The 21,393-nt window shown below is 55.8% G+C and carries 24 protein-coding genes; 13 read left to right on the top strand and 11 right to left on the bottom strand.

The features are described from left to right. Positions 1–327: 327 nt before the first annotated feature. From I9182_RS17800 to I9182_RS17790, 3 genes are all read right to left on the bottom strand, one after another. Positions 328–1,914: a hypothetical protein gene (locus I9182_RS17800; RefSeq protein ID WP_209507579.1), complete on the bottom strand. Its 1,587-nt coding sequence runs from the start codon at positions 1,912–1,914 to the stop codon at positions 328–330. A 231-nt stretch (positions 1,915–2,145) separates the two neighbouring features. Next, positions 2,146–2,448, bottom strand: a complete 303-nt coding sequence (locus tag I9182_RS17795) for an SH3 domain-containing protein (RefSeq protein ID WP_152460662.1) — start codon at positions 2,446–2,448, stop codon at positions 2,146–2,148. Positions 2,449–2,550: 102 nt separating this feature from the next. Beyond that, entirely contained in the window at positions 2,551–2,943 is a 393-nt protein-coding gene (locus I9182_RS17790) for a GFA family protein (protein ID WP_152460663.1), read from the bottom strand. Positions 2,944–3,194: 251 nt separating this feature from the next. Here I9182_RS17790 and I9182_RS17785 point away from each other — a divergent pair, with 251 nt between their 5' ends. The 10 genes from I9182_RS17785 (at position 3,195) to I9182_RS17740 (ending at position 12,465) form a co-directional block, all read left to right on the top strand. Beyond that, on the top strand, positions 3,195–3,446 hold the full coding sequence (locus tag I9182_RS17785) for a WGR domain-containing protein (RefSeq protein WP_170418006.1): 252 nt from the start codon (positions 3,195–3,197) through the stop codon (positions 3,444–3,446). A 527-nt stretch (positions 3,447–3,973) separates the two neighbouring features. After that, positions 3,974–4,378 carry a DUF3768 domain-containing protein gene (locus I9182_RS17780; protein WP_152460664.1) on the top strand — a complete coding sequence of 135 codons (405 nt, stop codon included), beginning with the start codon at positions 3,974–3,976 and terminating at the stop codon, positions 4,376–4,378. Between the two features lie 218 nt (positions 4,379–4,596). Beyond that, a complete protein-coding gene (locus I9182_RS17775) occupies positions 4,597–6,462 on the top strand; it encodes a ParB/RepB/Spo0J family partition protein (RefSeq protein WP_170417794.1) in 1,866 nt (621 codons plus the stop codon). Between the two features lie 115 nt (positions 6,463–6,577). Next, positions 6,578–6,871, top strand: coding sequence for a type II toxin-antitoxin system RelE/ParE family toxin (locus I9182_RS17770; protein WP_170417791.1), 294 nt, complete (start codon positions 6,578–6,580; stop codon positions 6,869–6,871). Between the two features lie 5 nt (positions 6,872–6,876). Beyond that, positions 6,877–7,167, top strand: a complete 291-nt coding sequence (locus tag I9182_RS17765; RefSeq protein ID WP_152460667.1) for an addiction module antidote protein — start codon at positions 6,877–6,879, stop codon at positions 7,165–7,167. A 22-nt stretch (positions 7,168–7,189) separates the two neighbouring features. Further along, positions 7,190–7,732 (top strand): hypothetical protein, encoded by a 543-nt coding sequence (locus tag I9182_RS17760; RefSeq protein ID WP_170417788.1) that lies wholly within the window; start codon positions 7,190–7,192, stop codon positions 7,730–7,732. A gap of 683 nt (positions 7,733–8,415) precedes the next feature. Next, on the top strand, positions 8,416–8,616 hold the full coding sequence (locus tag I9182_RS17755) for a hypothetical protein (RefSeq protein ID WP_170417785.1): 201 nt from the start codon (positions 8,416–8,418) through the stop codon (positions 8,614–8,616). A 472-nt stretch (positions 8,617–9,088) separates the two neighbouring features. After that, a complete protein-coding gene (locus tag I9182_RS17750) occupies positions 9,089–9,508 on the top strand; it encodes a hypothetical protein (RefSeq protein WP_170417782.1) in 420 nt (139 codons plus the stop codon). After that, positions 9,505–11,340 (top strand): relaxase/mobilization nuclease domain-containing protein, encoded by a 1,836-nt coding sequence (locus I9182_RS17745; RefSeq protein WP_170417779.1) that lies wholly within the window; start codon positions 9,505–9,507, stop codon positions 11,338–11,340. The genes I9182_RS17750 and I9182_RS17745 overlap by 4 nt, the downstream gene beginning before the upstream one ends. Positions 11,341–11,427: 87 nt before the next feature. Next, on the top strand, positions 11,428–12,465 hold the full coding sequence (locus tag I9182_RS17740; protein ID WP_170417776.1) for a hypothetical protein: 1,038 nt from the start codon (positions 11,428–11,430) through the stop codon (positions 12,463–12,465). Positions 12,466–12,674: 209 nt separating this feature from the next. Here I9182_RS17740 and I9182_RS17735 read toward each other — a convergent pair whose 3' ends face one another. After that, the gene (locus I9182_RS17735) at positions 12,675–13,091 is read right to left on the bottom strand and encodes a helix-turn-helix domain-containing protein (protein ID WP_170417773.1); all 417 of its coding nucleotides are present in this window, start codon (positions 13,089–13,091) and stop codon (positions 12,675–12,677) included. Between the two features lie 74 nt (positions 13,092–13,165). On the opposite strand from I9182_RS17735, the gene I9182_RS17730 reads away from it, so the two are divergent. From I9182_RS17730 to I9182_RS17720, 3 genes are all read left to right on the top strand, one after another. Then, complete coding sequence (locus tag I9182_RS17730) at positions 13,166–13,795, top strand: cation diffusion facilitator family transporter (protein ID WP_170417770.1); 630 nt, start codon at positions 13,166–13,168, stop codon at positions 13,793–13,795. Between the two features lie 74 nt (positions 13,796–13,869). Further along, the gene (locus tag I9182_RS17725) at positions 13,870–14,337 is read left to right on the top strand and encodes a DUF411 domain-containing protein (RefSeq protein ID WP_170417767.1); all 468 of its coding nucleotides are present in this window, start codon (positions 13,870–13,872) and stop codon (positions 14,335–14,337) included. A gap of 224 nt (positions 14,338–14,561) precedes the next feature. Beyond that, positions 14,562–14,921 (top strand): cytochrome c, encoded by a 360-nt coding sequence (locus tag I9182_RS17720; protein WP_170418003.1) that lies wholly within the window; start codon positions 14,562–14,564, stop codon positions 14,919–14,921. Positions 14,922–15,135: 214 nt separating this feature from the next. Here I9182_RS17720 and I9182_RS17715 read toward each other — a convergent pair whose 3' ends face one another. The 7 genes from I9182_RS17715 to I9182_RS17685 all read right to left on the bottom strand — a co-directional run bounded on the left by I9182_RS17715 (position 15,136) and on the right by I9182_RS17685 (position 21,389). Beyond that, positions 15,136–17,028, bottom strand: coding sequence for a type IV secretory system conjugative DNA transfer family protein (locus tag I9182_RS17715; RefSeq protein ID WP_152460673.1), 1,893 nt, complete (start codon positions 17,026–17,028; stop codon positions 15,136–15,138). Continuing rightward, positions 17,021–17,179, bottom strand: coding sequence for a DUF4177 domain-containing protein (locus I9182_RS17710; RefSeq protein ID WP_152460674.1), 159 nt, complete (start codon positions 17,177–17,179; stop codon positions 17,021–17,023). The genes I9182_RS17715 and I9182_RS17710 overlap by 8 nt, the downstream gene beginning before the upstream one ends. A 12-nt stretch (positions 17,180–17,191) precedes the next feature. Then, a complete protein-coding gene (locus I9182_RS17705; protein ID WP_152460675.1) occupies positions 17,192–18,205 on the bottom strand; it encodes an ATPase, T2SS/T4P/T4SS family in 1,014 nt (337 codons plus the stop codon). A gap of 205 nt (positions 18,206–18,410) precedes the next feature. Continuing rightward, positions 18,411–19,244 carry a TrbI/VirB10 family protein gene (locus tag I9182_RS17700; protein ID WP_170575215.1) on the bottom strand — a complete coding sequence of 278 codons (834 nt, stop codon included), beginning with the start codon at positions 19,242–19,244 and terminating at the stop codon, positions 18,411–18,413. 11 nt (positions 19,245–19,255) lie between these two features. Beyond that, positions 19,256–19,882, bottom strand: coding sequence for a hypothetical protein (locus I9182_RS17695; RefSeq protein ID WP_170666354.1), 627 nt, complete (start codon positions 19,880–19,882; stop codon positions 19,256–19,258). 56 nt (positions 19,883–19,938) lie between these two features. Next, entirely contained in the window at positions 19,939–20,754 is an 816-nt protein-coding gene (locus I9182_RS17690; protein WP_170666357.1) for a TrbG/VirB9 family P-type conjugative transfer protein, read from the bottom strand. After that, positions 20,754–21,389, bottom strand: coding sequence for a type IV secretion system protein (locus I9182_RS17685; RefSeq protein ID WP_170667822.1), 636 nt, complete (start codon positions 21,387–21,389; stop codon positions 20,754–20,756). The genes I9182_RS17690 and I9182_RS17685 overlap by 1 nt, the downstream gene beginning before the upstream one ends. Positions 21,390–21,393 lie beyond the last annotated feature (4 nt).

The following is a 21,393-nucleotide window of genomic DNA, read 5'->3' as shown; positions in this document are numbered from 1 at the left end:
TTCTCTCTTCACCATTTTGTGAAAGCCTGAAGCAGTTATGAGTGACAGAGTGTGCAATTTTCAGAAAACAGTGGTTCTTTCTGAACTCCAATCAGCTCTCTTGGACGGAATTTGTGATCACTGCGAGGTGACAAGTTCGGAACTGGCCAAGAGTGGAGAGGTGCTGGAAATATGTGGACAAGAGTACTGTTTCGATTATGAAACCGGTGTGTCCACGGAGACTGAAATTTTGTTGTGCCCCAGCTGTCACGAGGCAAACCATCTGGACGCGCAGCGACAGCATAACCCTTGCCACATCTCTGCAAGACGCAGCCGGGAAAACATGGGTTAGTCGATGGGTTCAGGAGGCGAAGCTTTGGAACGGTTTTTGCAAGAACCATCGCTGGTCCAATTTCGGTAGTCTGACAGACCAAGCTCGTCCCACATCCAGCCGAAATCATACTCAGCCACCGGAGAGCCGGTCTGGCGCGCGCTGCGGTTTTCGATTGTCTTCAGCCAGTCTATGACTTTCTTCCTGCCCGCCGTGCTGCGAACGGCCTGGCGCGGGGTCTTGCCATCCAGGGCAGGAATCGGCTGGTCAAGCGTATCGCGGTAATGCTGTTCGAGATATTCGTGGGCCATCTGACGGGCAAGGGCACGGGGGATGTCCTCTTCTTCTGCCACTCCGTTACTCGTGCTGTCATCCGCCATCATCTGTTCGGCGGTCTGGATTGATGTCAGCGGAGATTTCACCAGGTCGCCCAGGAGGTCCCGGACCAGGGCTTCGCCGCGTTCAGCGCGCGCTGTAGAGCTCACAGAAAGTGTGAGTGTCCGACCTTTCAGATCTAGGGACCCAAGCACGGAGGCCCCTGACATTGATTTGTCCAACACGAGGCCGGTGCCGTGCTTGGTGCCGGACGGGGTGTCGAGGTCAAGCCAGGTCCAATCCTTCTGGCCTGAGATCACGAGTTCTGCGGACTGTGTTAGCTTTTCAGATACCTGGCTTTGCGTCACTTTGCTGGCGAGGGGGAAGCGCATGTCGTGAAAGAGCAGGTTGTCGCCATCGCTGTTGCTGATTTGTGGTGGTTCCGGATCCAGTAGGTTCGGCAGATGTGCGAAGAGCCAGGCATTGGTGAAGAGGGGTGCGGAACGGTGTAGCTGATCCTGTGTCAGCCTCAGTTCAACGTCGGGGTTCAATTTCAACACGGAGCGGAGCCCGTCTTCAAAAAACGCGACGGTGTCGGGGTCGAATGGGAGCAGCGCCCCCGAGATCACGTTATAATCCCCCTGTGCGACAACCCGAGCTGCGATGCGATCCCATCGCTGCAGCATCTGCGTCGCGCTGTGTTCCCGGACGGTAACCGGCTCTGCGTCCGAAAGCATGTTGCGCAAGACCATGGATCTGCCGGGGTCTACCTCGCTCACCTCATAAAGGCTGACCGACGCGTCCCGCAATCCTTTGATATAGGCGCGGGTCTGCGCACTCTCCTTGGAACCGCTCCCTTTCAGATAAGCATCCGCAGCGTTTTCGGCGTCCGCTCCGAATGTCCTGCCCAGCAAATCTTCCAGGCCACCACCCCACAGGACCATCGGCCAATCCTCGCCCAGCAAGTCGCCCAGATCCTCGAACTCAAGATCGAAGGCCTCGAGCGCTGGCAGAAAATGCTCGTCCAACACATCAGCGAGCCGCTCATGCCAAATCTCGTCACGGGTGATAAACCCGATGAGCCCACCAAGATCGTTCCCCGTTGTCATCTTCAGCTTCTCCCTGTTTGCCGGACAGGGGCGATTTAGCGCAGATTGCAACCGCCAGCCAGCCCACACGCGTATGCAGACCTGCGTTACATGGAGGGACTTGTCATGGCGAATGCTATGTCTTTGGCTCCCGCCCAAAAAGCTCTGTGAAAAGCTTTTCGGAGCGGCGCAGGCCTTCATCGGTCAGTACCACCGATTTTGCCTTTCCAACCGGGTCCAGGATCAATCCGTTACGGTGCAGGCGATCAAGCGCTCCCCAGTCAAAGCCTTAGGGCCGTCCTGAACCCAGCGAATTCGGGGATGTTGCGAGCCGCTTCGACGACGGGTGTGAGCCCAACTAGTGGATTCGTCAGGGCGTTTCCGCCGGTATTCTATGATTGCTAAAAGATGGTGGTGCTGATCGCTGTCGTATTAGATTTTCCGCAAATATGCCCAAGAGACGTATCCCTTAAGCTTGCGCGCGCGCTCCAAAGAGACGCGGCACCAACGGGTGCCACCGGTCTGCTCACAGCCGTGAACTCGTAGTGCGGTTCCATTTGGAAGACCAACGATCACATTGAACCCTGTTCCAGGCCCACTGCGCATTTTTAGCATGTCACCGTCTTCGACGCCAAAAACCTCATATGTTCCGAGTGACGCGGCCGCCGCCGGTTTAACGTCCATGACGACCCCCAGGAACAAAGCCATTAGGGGTAAAAAGATTGCATTGCGCATCGCGATGTCCTGCTTATTGCCTCAACGACAATCGTAGCAACTCGGGTCACCAAGAGGAACAACTCCAAGACAGAAATGTAGGTGATACCAAAGCTTCAAACGCTACATTTCTTCCAAATGGTGGGGAACCCTGGCCCAGTTGGGGGCATCTTTCACAAAAACCTTGCTCGTTGGCTTGAAGTTGTTTGGCTCATCCAATGTCCCAGCCGCAATGCTCGTCAATCCGAAGGCTGTCACGCCCCACAGGCCTGATCCGCAGGTGCCACAAAAATGCTTGATGACAGGTCGACCTTCCTTTGAGGTCTTCTCAAAGGTCCGTGGTTTGCCTTTCAGCAGCTGCAGGTCTTCCGACTTTATCATGTACCCGGCATAACCGTCCGTTCCGGTCATCGATAGGCAATCACTGCAAAAACACATGAGTTGCATTACTGCGCTGCCAGTGACCTGGTATCGAACCTCACCGCAAAAACATCCGCCTTCCAAGATTTCAGCCACGTTGCCTTCATCCTTCTATTTCGTTTTGCAAGATATGAGAAAACCGTACCTACTCTGGCCAGTGGTCACAACGGTTCCAGCAGCGGAATGTGGAATGGTGCCAATATGAGCTCCTGTACCTGGATGGGTACGAGGCAAGCATCAGACAGATTGAGTTGTCGAATGTTTTCATCACGGTTCTGAATCCTTGCCAATTGACTGTTCCAGCAAAGTCATTGGACAGACGAGCTTTATTGATCGACAATCGCGTCATGGAGCTGACAGACACCACACCTGTGCACCTGATCCATGTGGACCCTGAGATCAACATGGCGCGGTTCTATGGCATCGAGTTGCAGCCGACGTTGTTTGGGGAGGTTTCAGTGCTTCGTACCTGGGGGCGTATTGGCACGAACGGGCAAGCCATGATGGTGACGTATGATGACGAAGCCCTGGCTAGTGAAGCGCTCCACAATCTCGAAAAGCAAAAGCTCCGTCGAGGGTATGTTCCGGTCGGTGAGTGACTTCGGGCTGCAGTCTGTTTCTGTGGCAAATCCCGAGCCTTTCGGCTCGTGAGCAGGCTCTAGGTTTCAGCCGACGTATCGGCTTCCACCCAGAACACCCCAGAATGATCTCCCTGTCCCAGTAGCCCCTGACCCGTCTCTTGCGAGCCGGGGCAGGGGCTTTGGGTCATGGTCGGTCCATGCCGTGGTGATCTGCCCATTCGGGTGACGGTCCCTTTTGCGCTCACGCAGGATCAGAGATCCTTTGTCCTTTCCTTGTGGGTCAGGCGGGATTTGGACAAGCCAAACGCTACCTTCCGTAAGGGGGAAGGCGCGGCCTCCCCCCTCGGACAAGACAAATAGACAATACCGTGTCCTCGCGCGCCTGCGCTGCGGGCCGCACCACTCTTGTCGATTGGTCCTGTCTCGCCCCTCTCCGCGTTCGCCACGGGGCAGGTTTTAGAGACGACGCCCTTTCAGGGCTCGGCTCAAAACCAGCACCAAAGGGGATCAACCCCAGAGGTCGCACCACAAAAGGAGAGACGGTTTTGGACATTGAAAAGACAAAAGACATCGACACTGACACCAGCCTGCAGGCGGCAGAGATTGCGACCCAGAATGACCTATTTCGGAAAGCGCTGATCGATCCGACTGCGGCAATCGAGATGCATTCTAAGGGAATTCAGGGTCAGGTATTTGTCACGCCCGGCGTGTCAGGTGAAGGGATGGAGTTCCAGACTGCAGCTTTGGCAGCGGTGGCGTCGGATGACCAGTTTGACGAGGGCAATGACCCCTATGGCGATCACACCTTTGGGGCGGTGACAGTCCGTGACCAGAAGCTGTTCTGGAAGATCGATCTTTACGACACGGACTACACGTATGGGTCCGACCGGCCGTTTGACACGTCAGTGACGCGCCGCGTTCTGACCATCATGTGCCCCAGCGAATACTGATCTCAATCCCAAACCGGAAAGGAGGTGAACACCATGAGCAATGAAATCTTGCAGCAACGTATCGCAGAAGCGTGGGCGCTAATCAGGAAGGGCGACAATTTCCACATCGCGCGCCGCTTCCTGATCCAACACGCAGCCATCTAAACGGCTCCGCTCTACCCCGGAAGGGGTAGGGCACCCTTAACACGATCTCAAACACTCAAACAAGGATTTGCCCCATGAGCAAAGTCGAAACATTCACCGCACCGGAAACCATCGAAACCGTATCCCTGTCCGATCTCTACCTGTCTGACATCAACCCACGACAGGAGGTTGGTGAGGAAGGTATTGCACTTCTGGCCGACAGTTTGGTTATGTGTGGCTTGATCCAGAACCTCAGCGGGTTGCGCGATACCGATGGCAAAGTCGCAATCGTTGCCGGTGGTCGCCGCCTACGGGCTCTGAACATCGCCGTGACTGAGCGCGCTGATCTGGCACAGGTTCCCGTTAAGGTCACGGACAATCCCTTCGTGGCTGAGCAATGGGCCAATGCGGAGAACACCGCCCGTGAAGAACTGGACCCTGTGGACGAGGTCCGTGCTTATGGCAAAATGGCCGAGAAATCTCTGTCTATTGCCAAGATCAGCAATGCGTTTGGCGTGACCGAATCCCATGTGCGCCGCCGCCTCGCGCTTGCCAGTCTGCCCGCCGCCGTTCTGGATGCGCTCAAAGCCGGTGAGATCAGCATGGGGCTGGCCAAGGCCATGACCGTCAGCACCGAAGAAGAGAAAATTCTGGAGGTTCTGGAACGGGCCAAAGAATGTCGGTGGTTCAGTGAGCATGATGTCAAACAGGCACTGACGTCGGAGGCTGTTAGCAGCACTAGCCGCAAGGCCGTATTTGTCGGGCAGAAGGCTTATGTTGAGGCGGGCGGCACCGTCACCGCTGATCTGTTTGCCGATGAAACCCTATTCAATGAAGGCGCGTTACTGGATCGTCTGTTTGCCGAGAAACTGGCGGTAGAAGCGGAAAAACTGCGCGACGCGGAAGGCTGGGACTGGGTGGACACCCATGAGGAAAGCTACATTCCCTATGGGTTCTCGGGTACGAAAGACATGCACCGTTTGGACATGGTGAGCCGGGACTTCACCGAAGGACAGGCCGAACGGTATGACGAACTTGCCGAACTCTATGAGGGTGAGGCTCTGGACGCGGATGGTGAAAAGGAGCTGGCCGCGCTTGAGGACTATACGGCGCCGTTCTATTCTGACGCGCAGCGCAAGCTGTCCGGCGTGTTTGTCTATGTCACCAACAATGGCGAGATCAAAACATCCCCGGCCTATGTCGCGGCGGAACATGTTCAGGCTGCCATTGAGGCTGGTGTTCTGGCCCCGGTCAAAGAACCGGAGATCAAGGAAGAACCAAAACCAGTTTATTCGCAGAAGTTCATCGACGACATGGTGGCGATCCGGCTGGCAGCGGTTCAAACGGCCCTGCTGGACAAGCCTGATTATGTGTTGAGCCTGTTTGCTTTCTTTGCCACCCCGGCCTCCGGTCTGAGCAGCAATCTGTTTGGGTTTGGCTATGGTGGTGCCGAGCGGAACACACCCGAGATCGATGACCAGTTCATCCTCGACCCGCGTCTTGGCGGAGAACGGGATGAAGCGGCACAGGCAGCCTATGACCAGTTCCACGAGATTGCCGCACAAGGCAGCGTGGAAGCGTTCAAAGCGTTTCGCGATCTGGGCAAGAAGACCCGCAATGGTGAGATCACGGGTTTTCTGGCCCGGCGGTTTCTGACCCAACGCCCGGAGTTCATGGCGGAGATCGAGGCTGAGATCGAGGCTGACATGCGCGCGATCTGGACCCCTTCGGCTGAAAACTGCTTCAAGCGTCTGAAAGGCTGGCAGCTGGATGATCTCTACAAAGACCTGCTGGACCTGCACATCGACGCCGACATGTTCAAAGCCTTCGCGAAATCCAAAAAGGGTGCCAAGAACGAGGCGCTGCACAAGCTCTTCAATGATCCAGAGCATCAAAAGGCACTGGGCGTGACCGAGGCACAGAAAGCCCGGATCGATGCATGGGTGCCGGATTGCTTCTGAAACTGGCAGGGCAGGGCGCAACGCGCCCTGCTTTTCAGCAATGATTTTTGATTTTAGTTCAATGGTATAGGTTGTTTTGACTTGAAAGGTTGTAGCCTGTAGGCTACATATAGGTATGATAGAAATTCGTAAGACGGACCTGTTCGACAAGTGGCTCAAGGGCCTGAAGGACCAAAGGGCGAGAGCCAGGATCTTGGTTCGCATCACGCGGTTGAGCCTGGGCAATCCCGGTGATGTGAAACCGGTTGGTGAAGGTGTGAGTGAACTGCGTATCTCCGAAGGGAAGGGGTATCGCGTTTACTATGTGTCGCGCGGTGACGTTTTGATCGTTTTGCTGTGCGGGGGAGACAAGTCATCCCAGCAAGCCGACATCAAAACCGCCAAGGCGATGGCAAGAGAGTTGGAGTGAAAAACATGGGTGTCAAAACAACGAAGTTTGAAGCGGCTGACTATCTGGACAGCCCGGAAGCCATTCAAGCCTATCTTGAAGCGGCTTTTGAAACCAGCGACACGGCGCTGATCGCGTCGGCACTTGGCGATGTTGCCAAGGCCAAAGGTATGTCGAGTGTGGCCGACAAATCTGGTCTGTCTCGGGAAAGCCTCTACCGCGCACTTAGCGAAAATGGCAATCCCGAGTTTGGCACGGTGCTGAAAGTGCTGAGCGCTGTGGGTGTGACGCTCACCCCGAAAATGCACGTGAATTAACCCACTTTAAAGGCTATCCACCATGTCCACCGATGCAGCTCCGTCTACGGTTGAAAAAGCCGCCCGCCGCGTCTGGAAATCCGCGCAGATGTTCGTCGGGTTTCATACAGACCAGAAGGGCAAGCCGCGCACACAGCCGAAGCTCTGGCCGCCAAAAAACGGGAGCGCGTCGATCCATGGTGATCCCAGCGCGCAGGAGGCCATCGTGGTCGTCAAAGCCGCTGATCCGGACGAGGTACAGGACGTGCAGATCAAGCTGCACCCAAACCGCATTGTTGTGCGCCGCGATGCAGATGCCTGGTGGCAGGGTGTCGCTGTAGATGAGCATACCGTGACGGTCCGAATGGCCGACAACACGATCATCGAAATCCGCCATGACGGATCGGTGAAGCGGCGCTCGGCAGAGGACGAAACCCATGTTGAAGCAGATGGCAGCATCTTCAAGTTCACGGAATTTGCCGAGGCGCATATGACGGGTGACGGGGTGGAAATGACCCGCCGCACAGAGGATCGCATTGCCACGATCACAGCTGACGGTGTTGTCGATCGCGCGCGCAAGCGTTAGCCTGTAAAGAATACCTCCAGATTTTCCTTTGGTTAAACTCGTGGCCCGCTTCGGTGGGCCTTTTTCTTGGCGTACTCATCACTGTATCTGCCCGTGCGCCGGTCTCGCCCCGCGACAGCGCTTGAGAGAGTTCTTGCGGATTACCGGGGCGTCCTACCGAACCCGCCAATCCAAATTGAGTCCGGCTGTTTACCTGATCCGCACAAGCACGGACCAGGGCCGGACCGTCCGGTCTTTGGCCTCCGCCAGTTGGATAGGGCGGTTTGCACCGTCCGTCATTCTTCATCCTTTGCGACGACGGTCATACCGACCCAGAAGGGCAACCCCCAACTTAGAACTGAGCGCCGCGCCTGTGTCGGATCGAGGTGATGTTGCCGCCATCAAAGACATCGTTTTGTTCAGATGTTCCGCGCGCAGCGATCCCAGAAAGCCTTGCCTTTCACCAGGTCTGACAGTTTCAAGTACGTTGCCGGAGAAGATCCTCGGCTGCGGTGTTTCTGAAGGGATGAACATAAGCGGGCAGTCGGGGAAGACGCGCGGCGCCCGGGCCGGGCGCCGCGCTTCAACAAGGAATGTCCCCTGCGCCTGCGGCGCATTCCGCGCGGATCAAATTCCCTGCTGACATCCCCTTGATGCCCGCTTTTCCCTTGTTCATCGAAACACGCCATAGCGAGGATCAAACAATGGCAACTCAAACTCTGAAACTGAGCGTCAAGACCGGTGAAAAAGAAGGCAAGACATTCTGGGATCGATGCGGGGTGCTCTTCGTCAATACCGATGAGACCGGCACCATCACCTCGATCCAGGTCAAGCACAGCATGTTCCCTGGCGTTGAGATGGTGGCCTTCCCGAAGCGCACCGATGACGATCCCGTCACCGAATGACGGGAGGGCAGGGCGGCGCAAGCCGCCCTTTCTTCTGCTCCGGCCGCAGGCCGGACCACATATGCGCCACAGGTGGCGCGCGGTCCTAAGACCGGGCAGGGGTGCCGACCTGCCCCAATGCGGCAGCAGACAACCCTGCCACACCCGCCGCGAAAGCGGCGGGACATTGAGCGCGCTGAGGCGCGCGGAAAATGCCATACTGACCTTGAACGTGCCGGTATGTGACGGGCGCTGTTCGGGCAGCTCCCGCTTTGCGTGATTGCCCTGCGCCGGTCCACCGGCACCCACGCCTGCTGGCTGGAAAAGGGGCAGGACCCTTTTCCCGGCGTGGAGATTGCCTCCAAGAGCAAAACTGTTCCGGGGGCAATTTGAGAAAATACGGATTTCTAAAATCACCCCCGGTTTCCTCTTGGAGAGTATGACAGGATAAGGTAGTTGTGTTACAAGTCATAAAAACAACCAGAGGTATACATTGAGCAAGCCCGGCGACACCACTGTCTTTTCCGTTCGATTGCCGTCAGATGCGTTGGTGCGTTTGGAGGAGGCCGTGCAGTCGCTTGGGGCCAAGAGCCGCAACCAGATCATCCAACGACTGATCTATCGTCTGATCGGGTATCTCGATCCTGACCCGGCCGTTGTCGATCTCTGGCAGACGCACTTGCGGCAGGTTCAGGGTGGATACACCAACCTCAATCAGCTCGCAAAATCGGCCAAACGCGGTTCGGTGATCTGGACCGATGACGACCGGCGCGATGTCGAAAACCTCCATCGTGCGATCATCCAGCACCGGCAAGACCTGAAGGCGCTGATCACCGCGGCCCGCCGAAACCGAGAGCCAGACTCCGCCATTCGCCGAATCTTGCGCGACGATGAGAGGACATCTGAAGCATGAACGTCGCGGCTCACAATTTGACGGCAGGGGACTTTCTGGAGCTAGCCTTCCGGGAAGCGCAGAAGGGTATCGATCGGTCCAAGCAGATCAGCCAGCAGCTGCAAACCGCCAAGCGCATGAAGTTCATGATCTCGCGGGCCTCATCCATCAAGGCGCGGCTTGGTGCTGTGGTTGGAAAGCCCGAGGCGGTTGTGAAACACGTCCGCAAAGGTGGGGTGAAAAAAGCGCATGAGCTGCGCCGCCAGATCAATTACCTGACCGTCAGGGCAGAGGGCGTGTTGGACATCCGCGACAATGGTGTGACCCCGCTCGATGCCGATCAGGTGAGTGATCTGATCGAGACCTGGGCCGAGGATTTCAACGGGAAAACCAACTATGGTTATACCCGTCACATGATCGTTTCTTTTCCCGAAGGCACCTATCCGGATGCCGCGCATGAGGCCGGTTTGGACTTCGCGGATCGCCTGTTTGGGAGCGGTGATTTTGGCGATACCTGGGACTATCTGACCGTGTTCCACAACGACACTGACAACCCCCATGTCCACATCGTTGTGAATAACCGAGGCGTGGAACATGGGCAGTGGTTGGCTATGGGTATGAGCAGCGACATGAACATCGACGTTCAGCGCTCTATCCAGGTTGAGGTTGCCGAAGGATACGGAATTGAGCTGACCGCAACGACCCGCCTTGAGCGCGGTTTGCGGCAGGAAGTTGAGACCGACACGTGGAAGGTTCAGGCCGGACTGTCTGTTGTTGAAAGCACTCCGGAGGTTGAAGTTACGGCCCGCGACATGGCCGGTGATGTGATGACACTCTCCATCGCAAGAATGTCGGATCTGTTTGATGAGCGCGCCAACGCTGTCAAAGACCGGATCGAAGAGTTTGCCATCCAACTCGTTGAAAGTGAGGAACCTATGGTATCGAGAATGGAACATCTGCTGGATCAAGCCCATCATTTTGATGATTACGGCGAGCCAGGAGACCCGTCTTATGTGTCGCCCGAAGTCATGAGCAACTTGCGGCGACACATCGAATTAGGCGGTTCTGAGGAAACAATCGCACCCGAGCTGAAGGCTCAGGTTGTTGCCCATATCAGCGACGTTCGGGACAACGAACAGAGCCATCCGTATCTGTCTGCCCTTGCTGATATTGTCGATGACAAGGCGTTCCAGTCGTCCGCTGATTATGCCCCGGCAGCACGCCGGTACGAGGTCTATATACAGGACACCTTGGGCAAGGGGGCCTATGAGGACTTCCAGACTCAGACCAAAGAATTGCTGCAATCCATCGACAAGATGGAAGGGCTGGCCCGTGAGGTTGACGACCCTCATCTGCGTGTCGCTATGGATATTCAAATTGGCGAGTTGAAGGGCGACGTTGCGGACCTGCGCACCAACGATCCGGACCTTCAAGCCTTCATCATCGAGGACCGCCGCTATTCAACGATGATGGGAATGGGCACTGCCGAAATGGATGTCTTGGATTATTCAGAGGCCGGCAAGTGGGCAGCGATCCGCAAAGAAGTCACCGACACGGCCAGCAGCTACGGCCTCGATGGCGAGGCGTTCGTTGCCCGCTTTGGCGATCATCAGAACGTCACCCTGGGTACAACAATGGGATGGCGCAGCGACGACATTTCGACCGCCGCGGCCCACTTCCAGGCGCAAGGATTACCCGACAGCCACGACCGCGCTGAGGCCGTTGTTGACGAGCTGCACCAGCTTGCGTCTTCCAGGATCATCGCAATCTCAGAAGAACTTTCAGACGTTCACGCCCACGCAACGCACCCGCTCTTGCAGGGGCGCGGTGACGATGACGGGCACAGCTTGTAAGGACTTTAACCGGTCTGCCTGATGCGCGCGCCAACGCCCCAGGCAGACCCATCACAGAGTTTTCCATCAACTCGCAAAGGAAAAACTATGGTTTCGCGTACAGACTATCTTTTGAACGAAGTCGAACACTTCGCACCCTATTCCAGATTTGATCAATCCGCCCCGCGTGAAGATCGCGTTTCAGAGCAGATCGACATCATCAGGAAAGAACAGCAGGCGATGGGCTTTGATCGTGCAGCCATCGCCTCAAACAGCTTCGACATCGAGGACCAGGCCAACCGCCGTGTTGACGAACATACTGCGCAACAAGATCTGGTCGAAGAATTCAAAATCGAATTTGAAGCTGCGGAGCGGTCAGGGGAGCCGGTTGATCTGAACGATATGCAGGCTTTGGTTTCTCAGCACATGAGTGATGCTCAGGAATACGATCTGTATCACCCTTACTATTCGTCCCTTGCGGATCTGAGTGGTGACAAGGATTTTCAGGAGTCCGACGACTACCAGTCGCCCGGTGATCGCTATGTTCAGTATATGCAATCCGCTTTGGGGGAGGCCATCTTTGAGAACTACGAGCAGCAGACCAAGGACATCGTGAACTCCATCGAGAACATGGAGGCTCTTGCACGAGAGGTCGAAGATCCACACTTGCGTGCCGCAATGGACGTTCAGATCGGGGAGTTGAAAGGCGATGTTGCCGAACTGCGCCCATATGACACCGACCTGCAGGCATACACTTTGGCTGATGACAGCTACACCACATCCATGAATGCGGCCGAGTTGGACAACCTGGACCCCACGGAAGCCGAAAAATGGCTGGCTGTGCGTGATGACATTGTGGCGACCGCGCACAGCTTCGGTCTCGACGGAAGCAAGTTCCTGGCCCGCTACAACGATCATGACAGCGTTTCAATCGGCACAACGGCGACTTGGAAAGACGCGGACATTTCCACCGCTGCCGCCCATTTCAACAGCCAAGGCGTTCCGGACAGCTACGAGCGCGCGGAGGCCGTTGTTGGTGAGCTGCACCAAGTTTCATCCAGCAAGATTGCCGCCGTGGTGCAAGAGATTGCCCATACCCGCGAACAGGCTACCCACGTCCATGAGTATGATGGACACAGTCTTTAACCACGGAGGACATGATAGATGATTGTTCGCGCCGGTGAATGTGTTGCCGGGAACAGCGAGACCACCGGGTTGGAGTAATGTGGGGTCTGTTCCGATTGGGACGGACTCTTGTCCTTGGACATTCCGGGCATTCGCTGCACCACGTTTGAATAGGCAAGAAGCGGACAAAACAGTCTTTCGCTGGGACTAAAGCAATGTCCGCTCATAGTTTAGTGATCGTGGTGACAGAGTTTATGATCGGCAAGAGACGCGAGCACATAGCAGTTCTCTGACACTCCTTCGTCATCACAGCCCTTCGAAATCCGAACCAGCTCTTTTTCAAGAGCCCGTAGTCGTTTGATCTTTGCTCTTACTTCGGAAAGTTGTGAGACGGCGATGTCCGTTGCGGCTTGGCATGAACGATCCGGGTGGCCTTGAAGCACAATCAATTCGGAGATCGCTTCAATTGAGAAACCAAGATCGCGTGCATGCTTGATGAAACTGAGACGCTCTAGCCCTGCCACATCGTAGCGCCGTTGGTTGCCTTCGGTGCGTTCTGGTGCGGCAAGCAGGCCCATTTCCTCATAGTAGCGGATAGTCGGAACTTTGACCTTCGTGCGCTTGGAAAGCTCCCCGATAGAAAACATGAAAATACCTCTTGAACCTCTAGTAACTAGAGACACTACACTATGGTCACGACAGATACAAAAAGGGCTTCCCAATGTCAGCATGTTGCGGACACAACGCCAAATTCGACGGCGTATCAGACGACTACAAAAGGAGGCTGTGGATTGTCATTGCTCTGAACGCGGTGATGTTCGTCGTCGAGATGACTGCCGGTCACTATGCAAAGTCTCAGGCACTTCAGGCCGACGCTCTAGACTTCCTTGGGGATGCTTTGACCTACGGTATCTCGCTGGCAGTGATCGGGGCTTCAATCCGTGCACGCACCAATGCCGCTCTGGCGAAAGGGGTGAGCTTGCTGCTGATGGGTCTTTGGGTGTTTGGATCGACCGTGTACCGGGTGTTCTATGTCGGAGTGCCGGAGGCCGAGATCATGGGCATCGTTGGCTTTTTCGCTCTTATGACCAATCTCGCAAGTGTTCTCTTGCTCGTCCGTTACAAGGACGGCGATGCAAATGTGCGCTCTGTCTGGCTATGTTCGCGTAATGACGCCATTGGCAATGTGGCCGTTATGTTTGCAGCTTTAGGCGTCTGGGGCACAGCTAGCGGTTGGCCTGACCTGATTGTTGCGGCGGTCATGGCAACGTTGTTTCTTTCCTCTGCTTTCCAGATCGTGCGCCAAGCGCTCGCCGAGCGTCGGGAAGTTGGCGAACATGAGCATGTTTGACGTGGATTATGACCTTTGATCTCGAATGATACGAAATCGGCTCAATTTAGTTGGAAATACCAAGGACTCTCGCCATGAACCTGAAACGCCGCCAAGTACTGACTTACGCCGCTGGCTTTGCCAGCACAGTACCATTTGCCGCGTTTGCGCAAGACACGCCTTCCGTCCGTGTTCTCAAGGATCCGAACTGCGGCTGTTGCCAGGTTTGGATCGACATCCTGCGGCAGGAAGGCTTTCGCATTACCGAGGAGCGCAGCTTTGGAACACAGCTTGTCCGCCACAAATTGGACAACGGCATTCCCGAAGAAATGATGTCCTGCCACACAGGCGAGATCGATGGCTATATGATCGAGGGGCATGTGCCGGTTGCAGACATTCGTCGTCTGCTGGAGGAGCAACCCAGTGCTGTTGGACTTGCTGTTCCTGGCATGCCCTACGGTTCCCCTGGGATGGGGCCGGAAGATCGTCGTGAGGCCTACGACGTGTTTTTGATCCTCAAGGACGGTAGCACCGAGGTGTTCAAGAGTTACGAAGCGGCCTGAGGCGACGTTCATCGAGCGGAAACAGTAAGGAGGAGAAGATGACGAAGCTTGGATTACGCACTCTTACCTTAAGCGTTCTGTCTATCACCATTGCTACAGTGGGTTGCGCACAACAACAACGAGGAGATTGGTGGGGTCACGGGCCAATGGGATCTAACCACATGAGGTCTGAGCACATGCGTGGTTGGGGGCACGGCAATATGGGGCCTGGCCAGCAGCAGCGCATGCAACGACATTGGACGTATATGAACGAGGACGTGCCCGCAGCCTACCGCGGGGCTCGGAGCACCATTCGTGCAACGCCCGAGAATGTTTCGGAGGGCAAGACGCTATATACGGAAAACTGCGCAAGCTGTCATGGAGCTGAGGGTTTGGGCGATGGTGAAGCCGGACGTTCGCTCGCGCCCTCTCCCGCTCTCCTACGATGGTTCGTTCAGATGCCGATGTCGGGGGACGAGTACCTTCTTTGGGCAATTTCCGAGGGCGGCGAACGCTTCGGAACAGACATGCCAGCCTTCAAGGAAGCGCTGAGCGAAGAAGACCTTTGGAAGATCATCGTTTATATGCGTGCGGGGTTCCCTTGATCTGTCGTCAATCTGTTGGTTTTTGATGAGTGTTTTTGCTGTCGATACTATGACGACAATTCTCAGCAGGCATAAAGCTGACAATGCGCCATTCTAGTAAGCTTCACGGAAGCGGACATATATGTAAGTCGCAGCACGAGCAGGTTAGGGCTCTCTCCTGCCGTTCTCTGCATATTGAAGTAAGGTCCGGTTCGGCCGCGTCCTGTTACCCCCGTCAAGTGAAGGCGCTACTTTCAGCCCGTTTGGCTTTCATTTTCTCCATCGCCATATCTTTCGCTGACCGACTTTTCCGCTTTGCGACCGTGCGCTGCGCATCAAATGCCGCCTGAAGTTCCTGGTCTTTTTCAGAAACCTCTTTCACCGGGGCAGGGGCCGGTTTCGCATCAGCCACTGCCTTTGCCGTATCCTTGGCCTGCTCTTCAGCAAGATCCAGGTGTGTCCCTTTGATCTTTGGCGTGTCGCCACCAAGGAACTGCATGAAATAAGGATCTTCGAAATATCGAATCTTGTTCGCAATCACGGGCATCTTGCCTTCGCGGATCAGCACAACCTCGTTTTCCGGCAGACGACCAACGTGCTCTGGCCGGAGCAGCCGAATGCCTTCTTCACGCTCTGATATGCTGCCCATTTCCATCTTGCCGAGTGCTCGAGACTTCGACTTGCTTATGACCGTTTTGTCCCCGATGGACCTGGACACATGTTCGCGTACTTCGGAATCCTCTGAGGCGGCAAACATCTGGGTTCCAGCGTTTGCCAGCATCGCCCGCACACCCTCGTGCCCATAAATGTCCTGTAGGCGCGACAGTGTTTGCGAAATCACCACGAGCCTGCCCCCGAACGATCGCATGGTGTCATAGGCTTCAACAACGCGCTCAAGATGGCCGAGGCGTTGGAACTCATCGAGCAGCATCAAAACCTTGAACGGCTCATCTTCGCCCGGCTCAACAGTTTCGATGGTGTTCACCAGATCGAGGAAGAACAGGCGAATGAGCGTCCGGAACTCTTTGACCTTTTTCCCTGGCACGGAAAAGTAGATCGAGCTGGGGCGCCGACGCAGATCTTCAAAGTTGATGTCATTGCCCTGCGTGGCTCTTGCTACCGACGGGTTGCGCCAGAGCTGCAGGCCGGAGTTCAACATAACCGAAATCGTTGACCGCAGGATTTTGGATTCTTCGGCTGCAAGATTCAGAAACTCATCTGCAGCTCGCGCATATCCAACTTCTTCAGCCATTTTCTCATAGTCCTTTTGCTTGGTCGTTTTGACCAGGCGCAGGACTTCGGAAATGTATGGCCGCTTTCTTTTGATCGCCAGCATCGCCATTGCGCAGAACATGCCTTCAACACCACCCATAAAGCCCTGCGCGGACGAGCTGGGCGTGTCGAACATCTGAGTTGCAACCTGAATCACTTCTTCCCATCGCCGGTCCAGATTGTCGGCACGTGCTGCGCGGCGCAGAGGGTTGTAGCTGTGGCTTTTGTCGGGGTTCTCGGGGTCGAACATAAAAACCTCATCGCCCATTGCTGCCCGACGCGCGCCGGTTGTCTGGAAAATCTCGCCCTTGATGTCCAGGACGACGCAAGACCCATTGAAACGCAGGACATTCGGGATCACAAAGCCGCTGGTTTTGCCCGAACCAGACGGGGCAATGAACATCGCGTGCGGCTTTTGGACACCGGGGCCGGGCTTATAGTAGATCGCGTTTTTGTCCTTTGGCTCACCAAATTTGGCAAACACGATTTCACTATCCAATTTGTCTTTGAGCTTCAGAACCGACGCATAGCCTTCCTGGACGAGCTGAGGGGCCTTTGCAAAGGTCGCATCACCGTATTTCGTTGAGGGACCACGCAGCGCAGCCGCCACAAATGCAAAGGTCAAAACACCCACTGCGACCACCGCCACCAGACCCATGATCTGCTGCGTCTCTGCAGGCTGTGCCATGAACTTCTCTGGGATCGCCCAGATGTCCAGCCCGCGAAAGCCTCTGGTGTTGATGTATTCGAGAGCCAGCCCGACCACCAACACCGCGCAAGCCGAGGTAGCGATAAAGCCCATAGTACCGGCTATCGCGACCTTCTTGCCTTTGGGTAGATCCTGAAACTCAGCCATCGGTCAGCTCGCGTTTGAAGAAGCACACGATGCCAAACTCGGCAGGTACGACGCCGACCATTTCCCAACCGTCTTGCCCGAGCTTCGCAAACTTCTCGCCTGCATTTTCCTCTACCCGCATCAAGACATTACGATACTCAAATTTTTTCATTCTATTTCTCCTTCAGATAAGTTGATCAGCGGTCATCAGGGGTGGGAAGATCACTCCGTTGACCTTCCGTTCGTCACCGATTTTCTTCATGTGAACGATCATGTGAATGGTGGCCCGGATGTCATCGACCACTTCTGACTTTTGAACGGTCGGAGATCCGCGACGCACCATCTTGCTCATACGTCCAATGGCATCTACTGGTGAGTTGGCGTGCATGGTACAAACAGAACCATCGTGGCCGGTGTTCACCAGTTCCAGGAACATATTTGCGTCGTCGCCCCGAATTTCACCGCAGACGAGGCGGTCAGGCCGTAACCTCAGCGCCGATTCCAGCAGCTTTGTTGGTGATCGAGGGCCATCTTCTTCGGAACGGTCAGCAAGTAGATCGACAGAATTGGGTTGCTCGATGTCCAGCTCGGCCACTTCTTCAATCGTCACGATCCGTTCGCCAGGATCGACGCGCTTCAGCATTGCATTGAGAACAGTGGTTTTGCCAGACGAGGTGCCCCCGGCAATGATCACGTTCCATTTGCTTAGCATCGCAAGGTCGGCCAGCTCGTCAAAGTTCATTGTTCCGGCAGCGAGAGCAGCCCGAGCCTTTTCAAGCGCGCTGTGATCATTGTTTTCTGCCAACGCCGCCTCTTTGCTGGCGAAGCTGAACGCGCCCAGATCGACGGTTTTCACGCGGAGCAGGCGGATCGCCACGGACCCCACGCCGGTTGTTGCTGGCGGAATCACAACCTGCACCCGCGCTTTACCCTGCTGTGTCGGCACGTTGGCCGTCGCAATCGGCTTCTTTTCTCCGAATGTCACATCGCTGAATCCGGCCACGCAGCGCCCGATGTTTTCCACATCATCTCTGTTCAGAGTAATGTCTGTCCTGGTCATGTGTGTTGTGCCCATTTCTTCGACCCAGACCGATCCGTCAGGATTCACAGAAATTTCGCTCAGGCTTTCATCGTGCAACAGATGCTCGATCTTGCCTGTATAGTATTCCAGAAGGCTATTGCCGTTCCGCCCGCTCATGTTCTTGTCCTTGGTAGAGCACTTTTTTGAACACTGGAGGTTGCCTTCGCTGCATCTCGGCTTTGCCTCGAACACGAAGGCATCCACATAAGATTCATTGCTTCCAAAAAGTGCTGAATTTGCTTCAAAAAAGGCCGCTACCGCACTCGATCATGCTGGCAGCGGCCGGAAAGACTGCTGAGGCGGTCGGCTCATTGGCTCGCGCTCAGAAGCTATCGAACACAACGTCGCGCTGCAGGATGGCGTTGATGCGACTGCCCTGATCGACAAAGACTGTCGGAGTAATGCGCAGGTATTCATCAAGCGCCGCTGCCGTAGCGTTCTGCAGGTTAGACCCCACTTGCGTTGCCAGATCAGTGCGAACCGAGTTGTTGCTATCGTTGTCAGAGACCAGTGCCACCGGCGCAATGCCGATGATGGACAACAGCGCTGCAGTTCCGAACCGTTTCCCAAAGTGTGTGTTCACCCTGCCGGTCGCACCAGTCCGGCCTTGACCGTCCGTACCAGCCGATCCGACCTGAGTTGACAGGCCGTCAGGCGTGATGACACGGCTCCAAACGATCATGATGCGCGTTTGCGCCAATGTCGTGTCCGCTCGATACTCGCCAAAGAGCTTCGATCCGCGCGGCAGAAGCAAACGCGTGCCGTCCATCGAGTAGACGCCACGTGTAATCGTCGCCACGACACTGCCGGGCAACTCCGAGCTGACCGCGCCACCGAACACAGCCGACAAAACCGTGCCTTGCGTCAGGGTGCGCGACGGATCGTCAATGATCGAGGCCCCGACGATGGGGGGATATTCTTCGACCAGATTGTTTTGCCATGTCGTGTTTTGGTTTTCCTGATAGCCGCGTTGATCTTCAGGCAGGCGGGTGTCGTCTGGCTGGACTTGAACCGGCTGCGGCGCTGCAGGGAAGGGTTGGAAAATGACCGGCTGCGATCCACCATTGATCGGCTGGTAGTTTTGACCGGGTGCGTCCTGTGCCATCGCGCTTGAGGCCAACGTGACCAGGGCGAGGGTGAGTGCTGTTCTGTTCATCGTCAGCTCCATCAGTTTCTGCCGTATGGGTTTTCATCGAACACAATGCCGTCCGACTGGTTCTGCCGCTGGCGCATTTTCTTCAGTTCTTCGAGTCTGCGCCGCTCGTCATCGGTCAGACCTTGCGCCTGAAGGTGGCTTACGCTGGCAAGTGCCCGGGCCTCCGCATCTGCGATGGCCTGGGCAAGTTCCGTCTGGAACTTCTTCTCTCGCTCATCATATCTGACCTGAAGGCGTTCATTGGTCAGGTTCAGCGTTGCGATTTCACCGTCTTTTTCTGACAGCGAAACTTTGGCATCCGTCAGCTCGTCTTGCAGGTCGGAAATCCGGCCATTCTGTTGCTCGATGGTTTTCAAGGCTTTATCAAACCCAATGAATTCAACCGGCTGTGGAGTTGAGGCGGGCGTTGCCACCGCAATTTCCTCGGGCAAAGCCTCTGGTTCTGGCTCATCGACCTCTGGTCCCCGTGCGGTCAAAAGCCCATATCGCTCGCCACCACCTTGTTGCAAAGCGTCAACGCGAACGCCCGTGTTCCCGCCTTTGCTTTCGTCGCCCAATACGAACCAAGCGAAACTCACGAACACCGCTCCGGCAACAGCGACAGCGATGAGCTTCTTGGGCTCGAACCTCTTTCTCATACGTTGAGGTGGTTGCTCCGCTGCAATCCGTGCTGCAATTGTCTGATCGCGGTTCATTACTTGCTGCCCCCCGGTTTAACTGTCTGTGAAGTAACGGGCCTGCCCGTTGCACTCGCCTGCTGAAACTCGTCGCCATCGTTTCGAACACAGATTGAAGTGTCCTCAATGCGCAGTGTCCAAAGATCTGAAAGGCCCTGCACCTGGATAATGCCGCGCTCTTTGACTGTGGTGTTCACCATCAGCTCACGTCCATCAGGCAGGACACGGAAGATACCGGGCAGCTCCGCATCCTGTGGGATATGCATGTAAGTGTGAACGCCATCATCCCAAACGGCGGTGGGCGCAAAGTCCGCTTTGCCCGAGCGCGAGTAGTTCTGGTTCACAAACCGGCCAGTTGGCTTCGGCTCGCTCCGAGCGACTGTGCCGCGACGCGTTGTGGTCCCGCCGCTGTTGTTCTTGTTATAGAACGTGACCCGGAACGGTACTCGCTTACGTTCGGCGGCGCTCTCGGCCGGAACCAAATAGAAGTTGTATGTCCCGCGATTGGTCAGGACGGTCAGGTTTGAATCCGAGTTCAGGATTTCCGGCTTGAACGCAATAACGCGACCTTCCTGCAGGCGAGTGATCTGAAAACTTTCAGTGTCGCCCGCACCAATGCTGCGGACGGTTTCGCCCTGCGGAAAGTGAACATAGGTAATCAGGCGTTCACCCACAGGGATGCGGTACACCTGGTTGTCGACGTAATGGAAATGCGTGATGCGGTGATCCGCGTTCTTTCCGTCTGGCGTTGGTGTGATTTCAGCGAGCAGAGGTGTTGAGAGCGTCAGGGTTGCAGCCATGACGCGGGTGAGTGTTATTAAGGGCCGAAACATCAGATGTTCCCCATGGTGTCTACGCGGTAGTTGGTGACAACGAAGCCAAATGGATTTTCCAGAAGCTCACCCATCGACGTCACGATTTTCTCCTCAAACCCGTAGGTCACTGTGACCACGTAGCGGGCTGTCGCCGTTGCTTGGTTTGGCACGATCAGGGACTTGCGGATCTCGACCTGCACCGTCTCATCGTTGACCGGCGAGACGCCCAGAATTTCGGTCTGCACCTTTGTCTTGGGCGTATAGATTTCGTCCGGATGGTTGTCGTTCGACCCATCCCACAGTTCGCGGTAGGACGTTTCGGCCAACTCATCAGAACGACGCAGCACCGATTTCAGGCGCTCGTTATTGTCCTGGACATCATAGGTTTCCCGGTCGCGCACATAATTTGCGACTTCACGGAAGGCCATTGCCTCCGTCGGTTCCAATTCTTCCACCTTTTCAGTGAGCAGGACTGGCAGTTTCGTGTCCGGATCAATGGAGAATGGCACCGCGCGGATTTCCTTCAGGGGAAGGAGCATCGCCCAGCCAATCATAGAGGCCACGCCCATTGCCATGCCGACCATGCCGAATACCTGCCATTTGAAGGCATCGCGGCGTGCGCCCAGAAAGAGTTCTTTTTCGTGATCTGTCACGTGT

Origin of the sequence: Ruegeria sp. HKCCSP351, assembly GCF_017872535.1 — a bacterium.
Classification (GTDB): domain Bacteria; phylum Pseudomonadota; class Alphaproteobacteria; order Rhodobacterales; family Rhodobacteraceae; genus Ruegeria.
This window is presented reverse-complemented; position numbering and strand designations above follow the sequence as displayed.

What these genes read in the sequence shown, in the direction of transcription:
- I9182_RS17735 (WP_170417773.1), bottom strand. Translation starts at nt 13,091, where the DNA reads ATGTTTTCTATCGGGGAGCTTTCCAAGCGCACGAAGGTCAAAGTTCCG.
- I9182_RS17710 (WP_152460674.1), bottom strand. Translation starts at nt 17,179, where the DNA reads ATGAAAAAATTTGAGTATCGTAATGTCTTGATGCGGGTAGAGGAAAAT.
- I9182_RS17755 (WP_170417785.1), top strand. Translation starts at nt 8,416, where the DNA reads ATGGCAACTCAAACTCTGAAACTGAGCGTCAAGACCGGTGAAAAAGAA.
- I9182_RS17705 (WP_152460675.1), bottom strand. Translation starts at nt 18,205, where the DNA reads ATGAGCGGGCGGAACGGCAATAGCCTTCTGGAATACTATACAGGCAAG.
- I9182_RS17720 (WP_170418003.1), top strand. Translation starts at nt 14,562, where the DNA reads ATGCAACGACATTGGACGTATATGAACGAGGACGTGCCCGCAGCCTAC.
- I9182_RS17770 (WP_170417791.1), top strand. Translation starts at nt 6,578, where the DNA reads ATGATAGAAATTCGTAAGACGGACCTGTTCGACAAGTGGCTCAAGGGC.
- I9182_RS17690 (WP_170666357.1), bottom strand. Translation starts at nt 20,754, where the DNA reads ATGTTTCGGCCCTTAATAACACTCACCCGCGTCATGGCTGCAACCCTG.
- I9182_RS17775 (WP_170417794.1), top strand. Translation starts at nt 4,597, where the DNA reads ATGAGCAAAGTCGAAACATTCACCGCACCGGAAACCATCGAAACCGTA.
- I9182_RS17760 (WP_170417788.1), top strand. Translation starts at nt 7,190, where the DNA reads ATGTCCACCGATGCAGCTCCGTCTACGGTTGAAAAAGCCGCCCGCCGC.
- I9182_RS17795 (WP_152460662.1), bottom strand. Translation starts at nt 2,448, where the DNA reads ATGCGCAATGCAATCTTTTTACCCCTAATGGCTTTGTTCCTGGGGGTC.
- I9182_RS17740 (WP_170417776.1), top strand. Translation starts at nt 11,428, where the DNA reads ATGGTTTCGCGTACAGACTATCTTTTGAACGAAGTCGAACACTTCGCA.
- I9182_RS17730 (WP_170417770.1), top strand. Translation starts at nt 13,166, where the DNA reads ATGTCAGCATGTTGCGGACACAACGCCAAATTCGACGGCGTATCAGAC.
- I9182_RS17695 (WP_170666354.1), bottom strand. Translation starts at nt 19,882, where the DNA reads ATGAGAAAGAGGTTCGAGCCCAAGAAGCTCATCGCTGTCGCTGTTGCC.
- I9182_RS17800 (WP_209507579.1), bottom strand. Translation starts at nt 1,914, where the DNA reads ATGAAGGCCTGCGCCGCTCCGAAAAGCTTTTCACAGAGCTTTTTGGGC.
- I9182_RS17700 (WP_170575215.1), bottom strand. Translation starts at nt 19,244, where the DNA reads ATGAACAGAACAGCACTCACCCTCGCCCTGGTCACGTTGGCCTCAAGC.
- I9182_RS17725 (WP_170417767.1), top strand. Translation starts at nt 13,870, where the DNA reads ATGAACCTGAAACGCCGCCAAGTACTGACTTACGCCGCTGGCTTTGCC.
- I9182_RS17745 (WP_170417779.1), top strand. Translation starts at nt 9,505, where the DNA reads ATGAACGTCGCGGCTCACAATTTGACGGCAGGGGACTTTCTGGAGCTA.
- I9182_RS17765 (WP_152460667.1), top strand. Translation starts at nt 6,877, where the DNA reads ATGGGTGTCAAAACAACGAAGTTTGAAGCGGCTGACTATCTGGACAGC.
- I9182_RS17715 (WP_152460673.1), bottom strand. Translation starts at nt 17,028, where the DNA reads ATGGCTGAGTTTCAGGATCTACCCAAAGGCAAGAAGGTCGCGATAGCC.
- I9182_RS17785 (WP_170418006.1), top strand. Translation starts at nt 3,195, where the DNA reads ATGGAGCTGACAGACACCACACCTGTGCACCTGATCCATGTGGACCCT.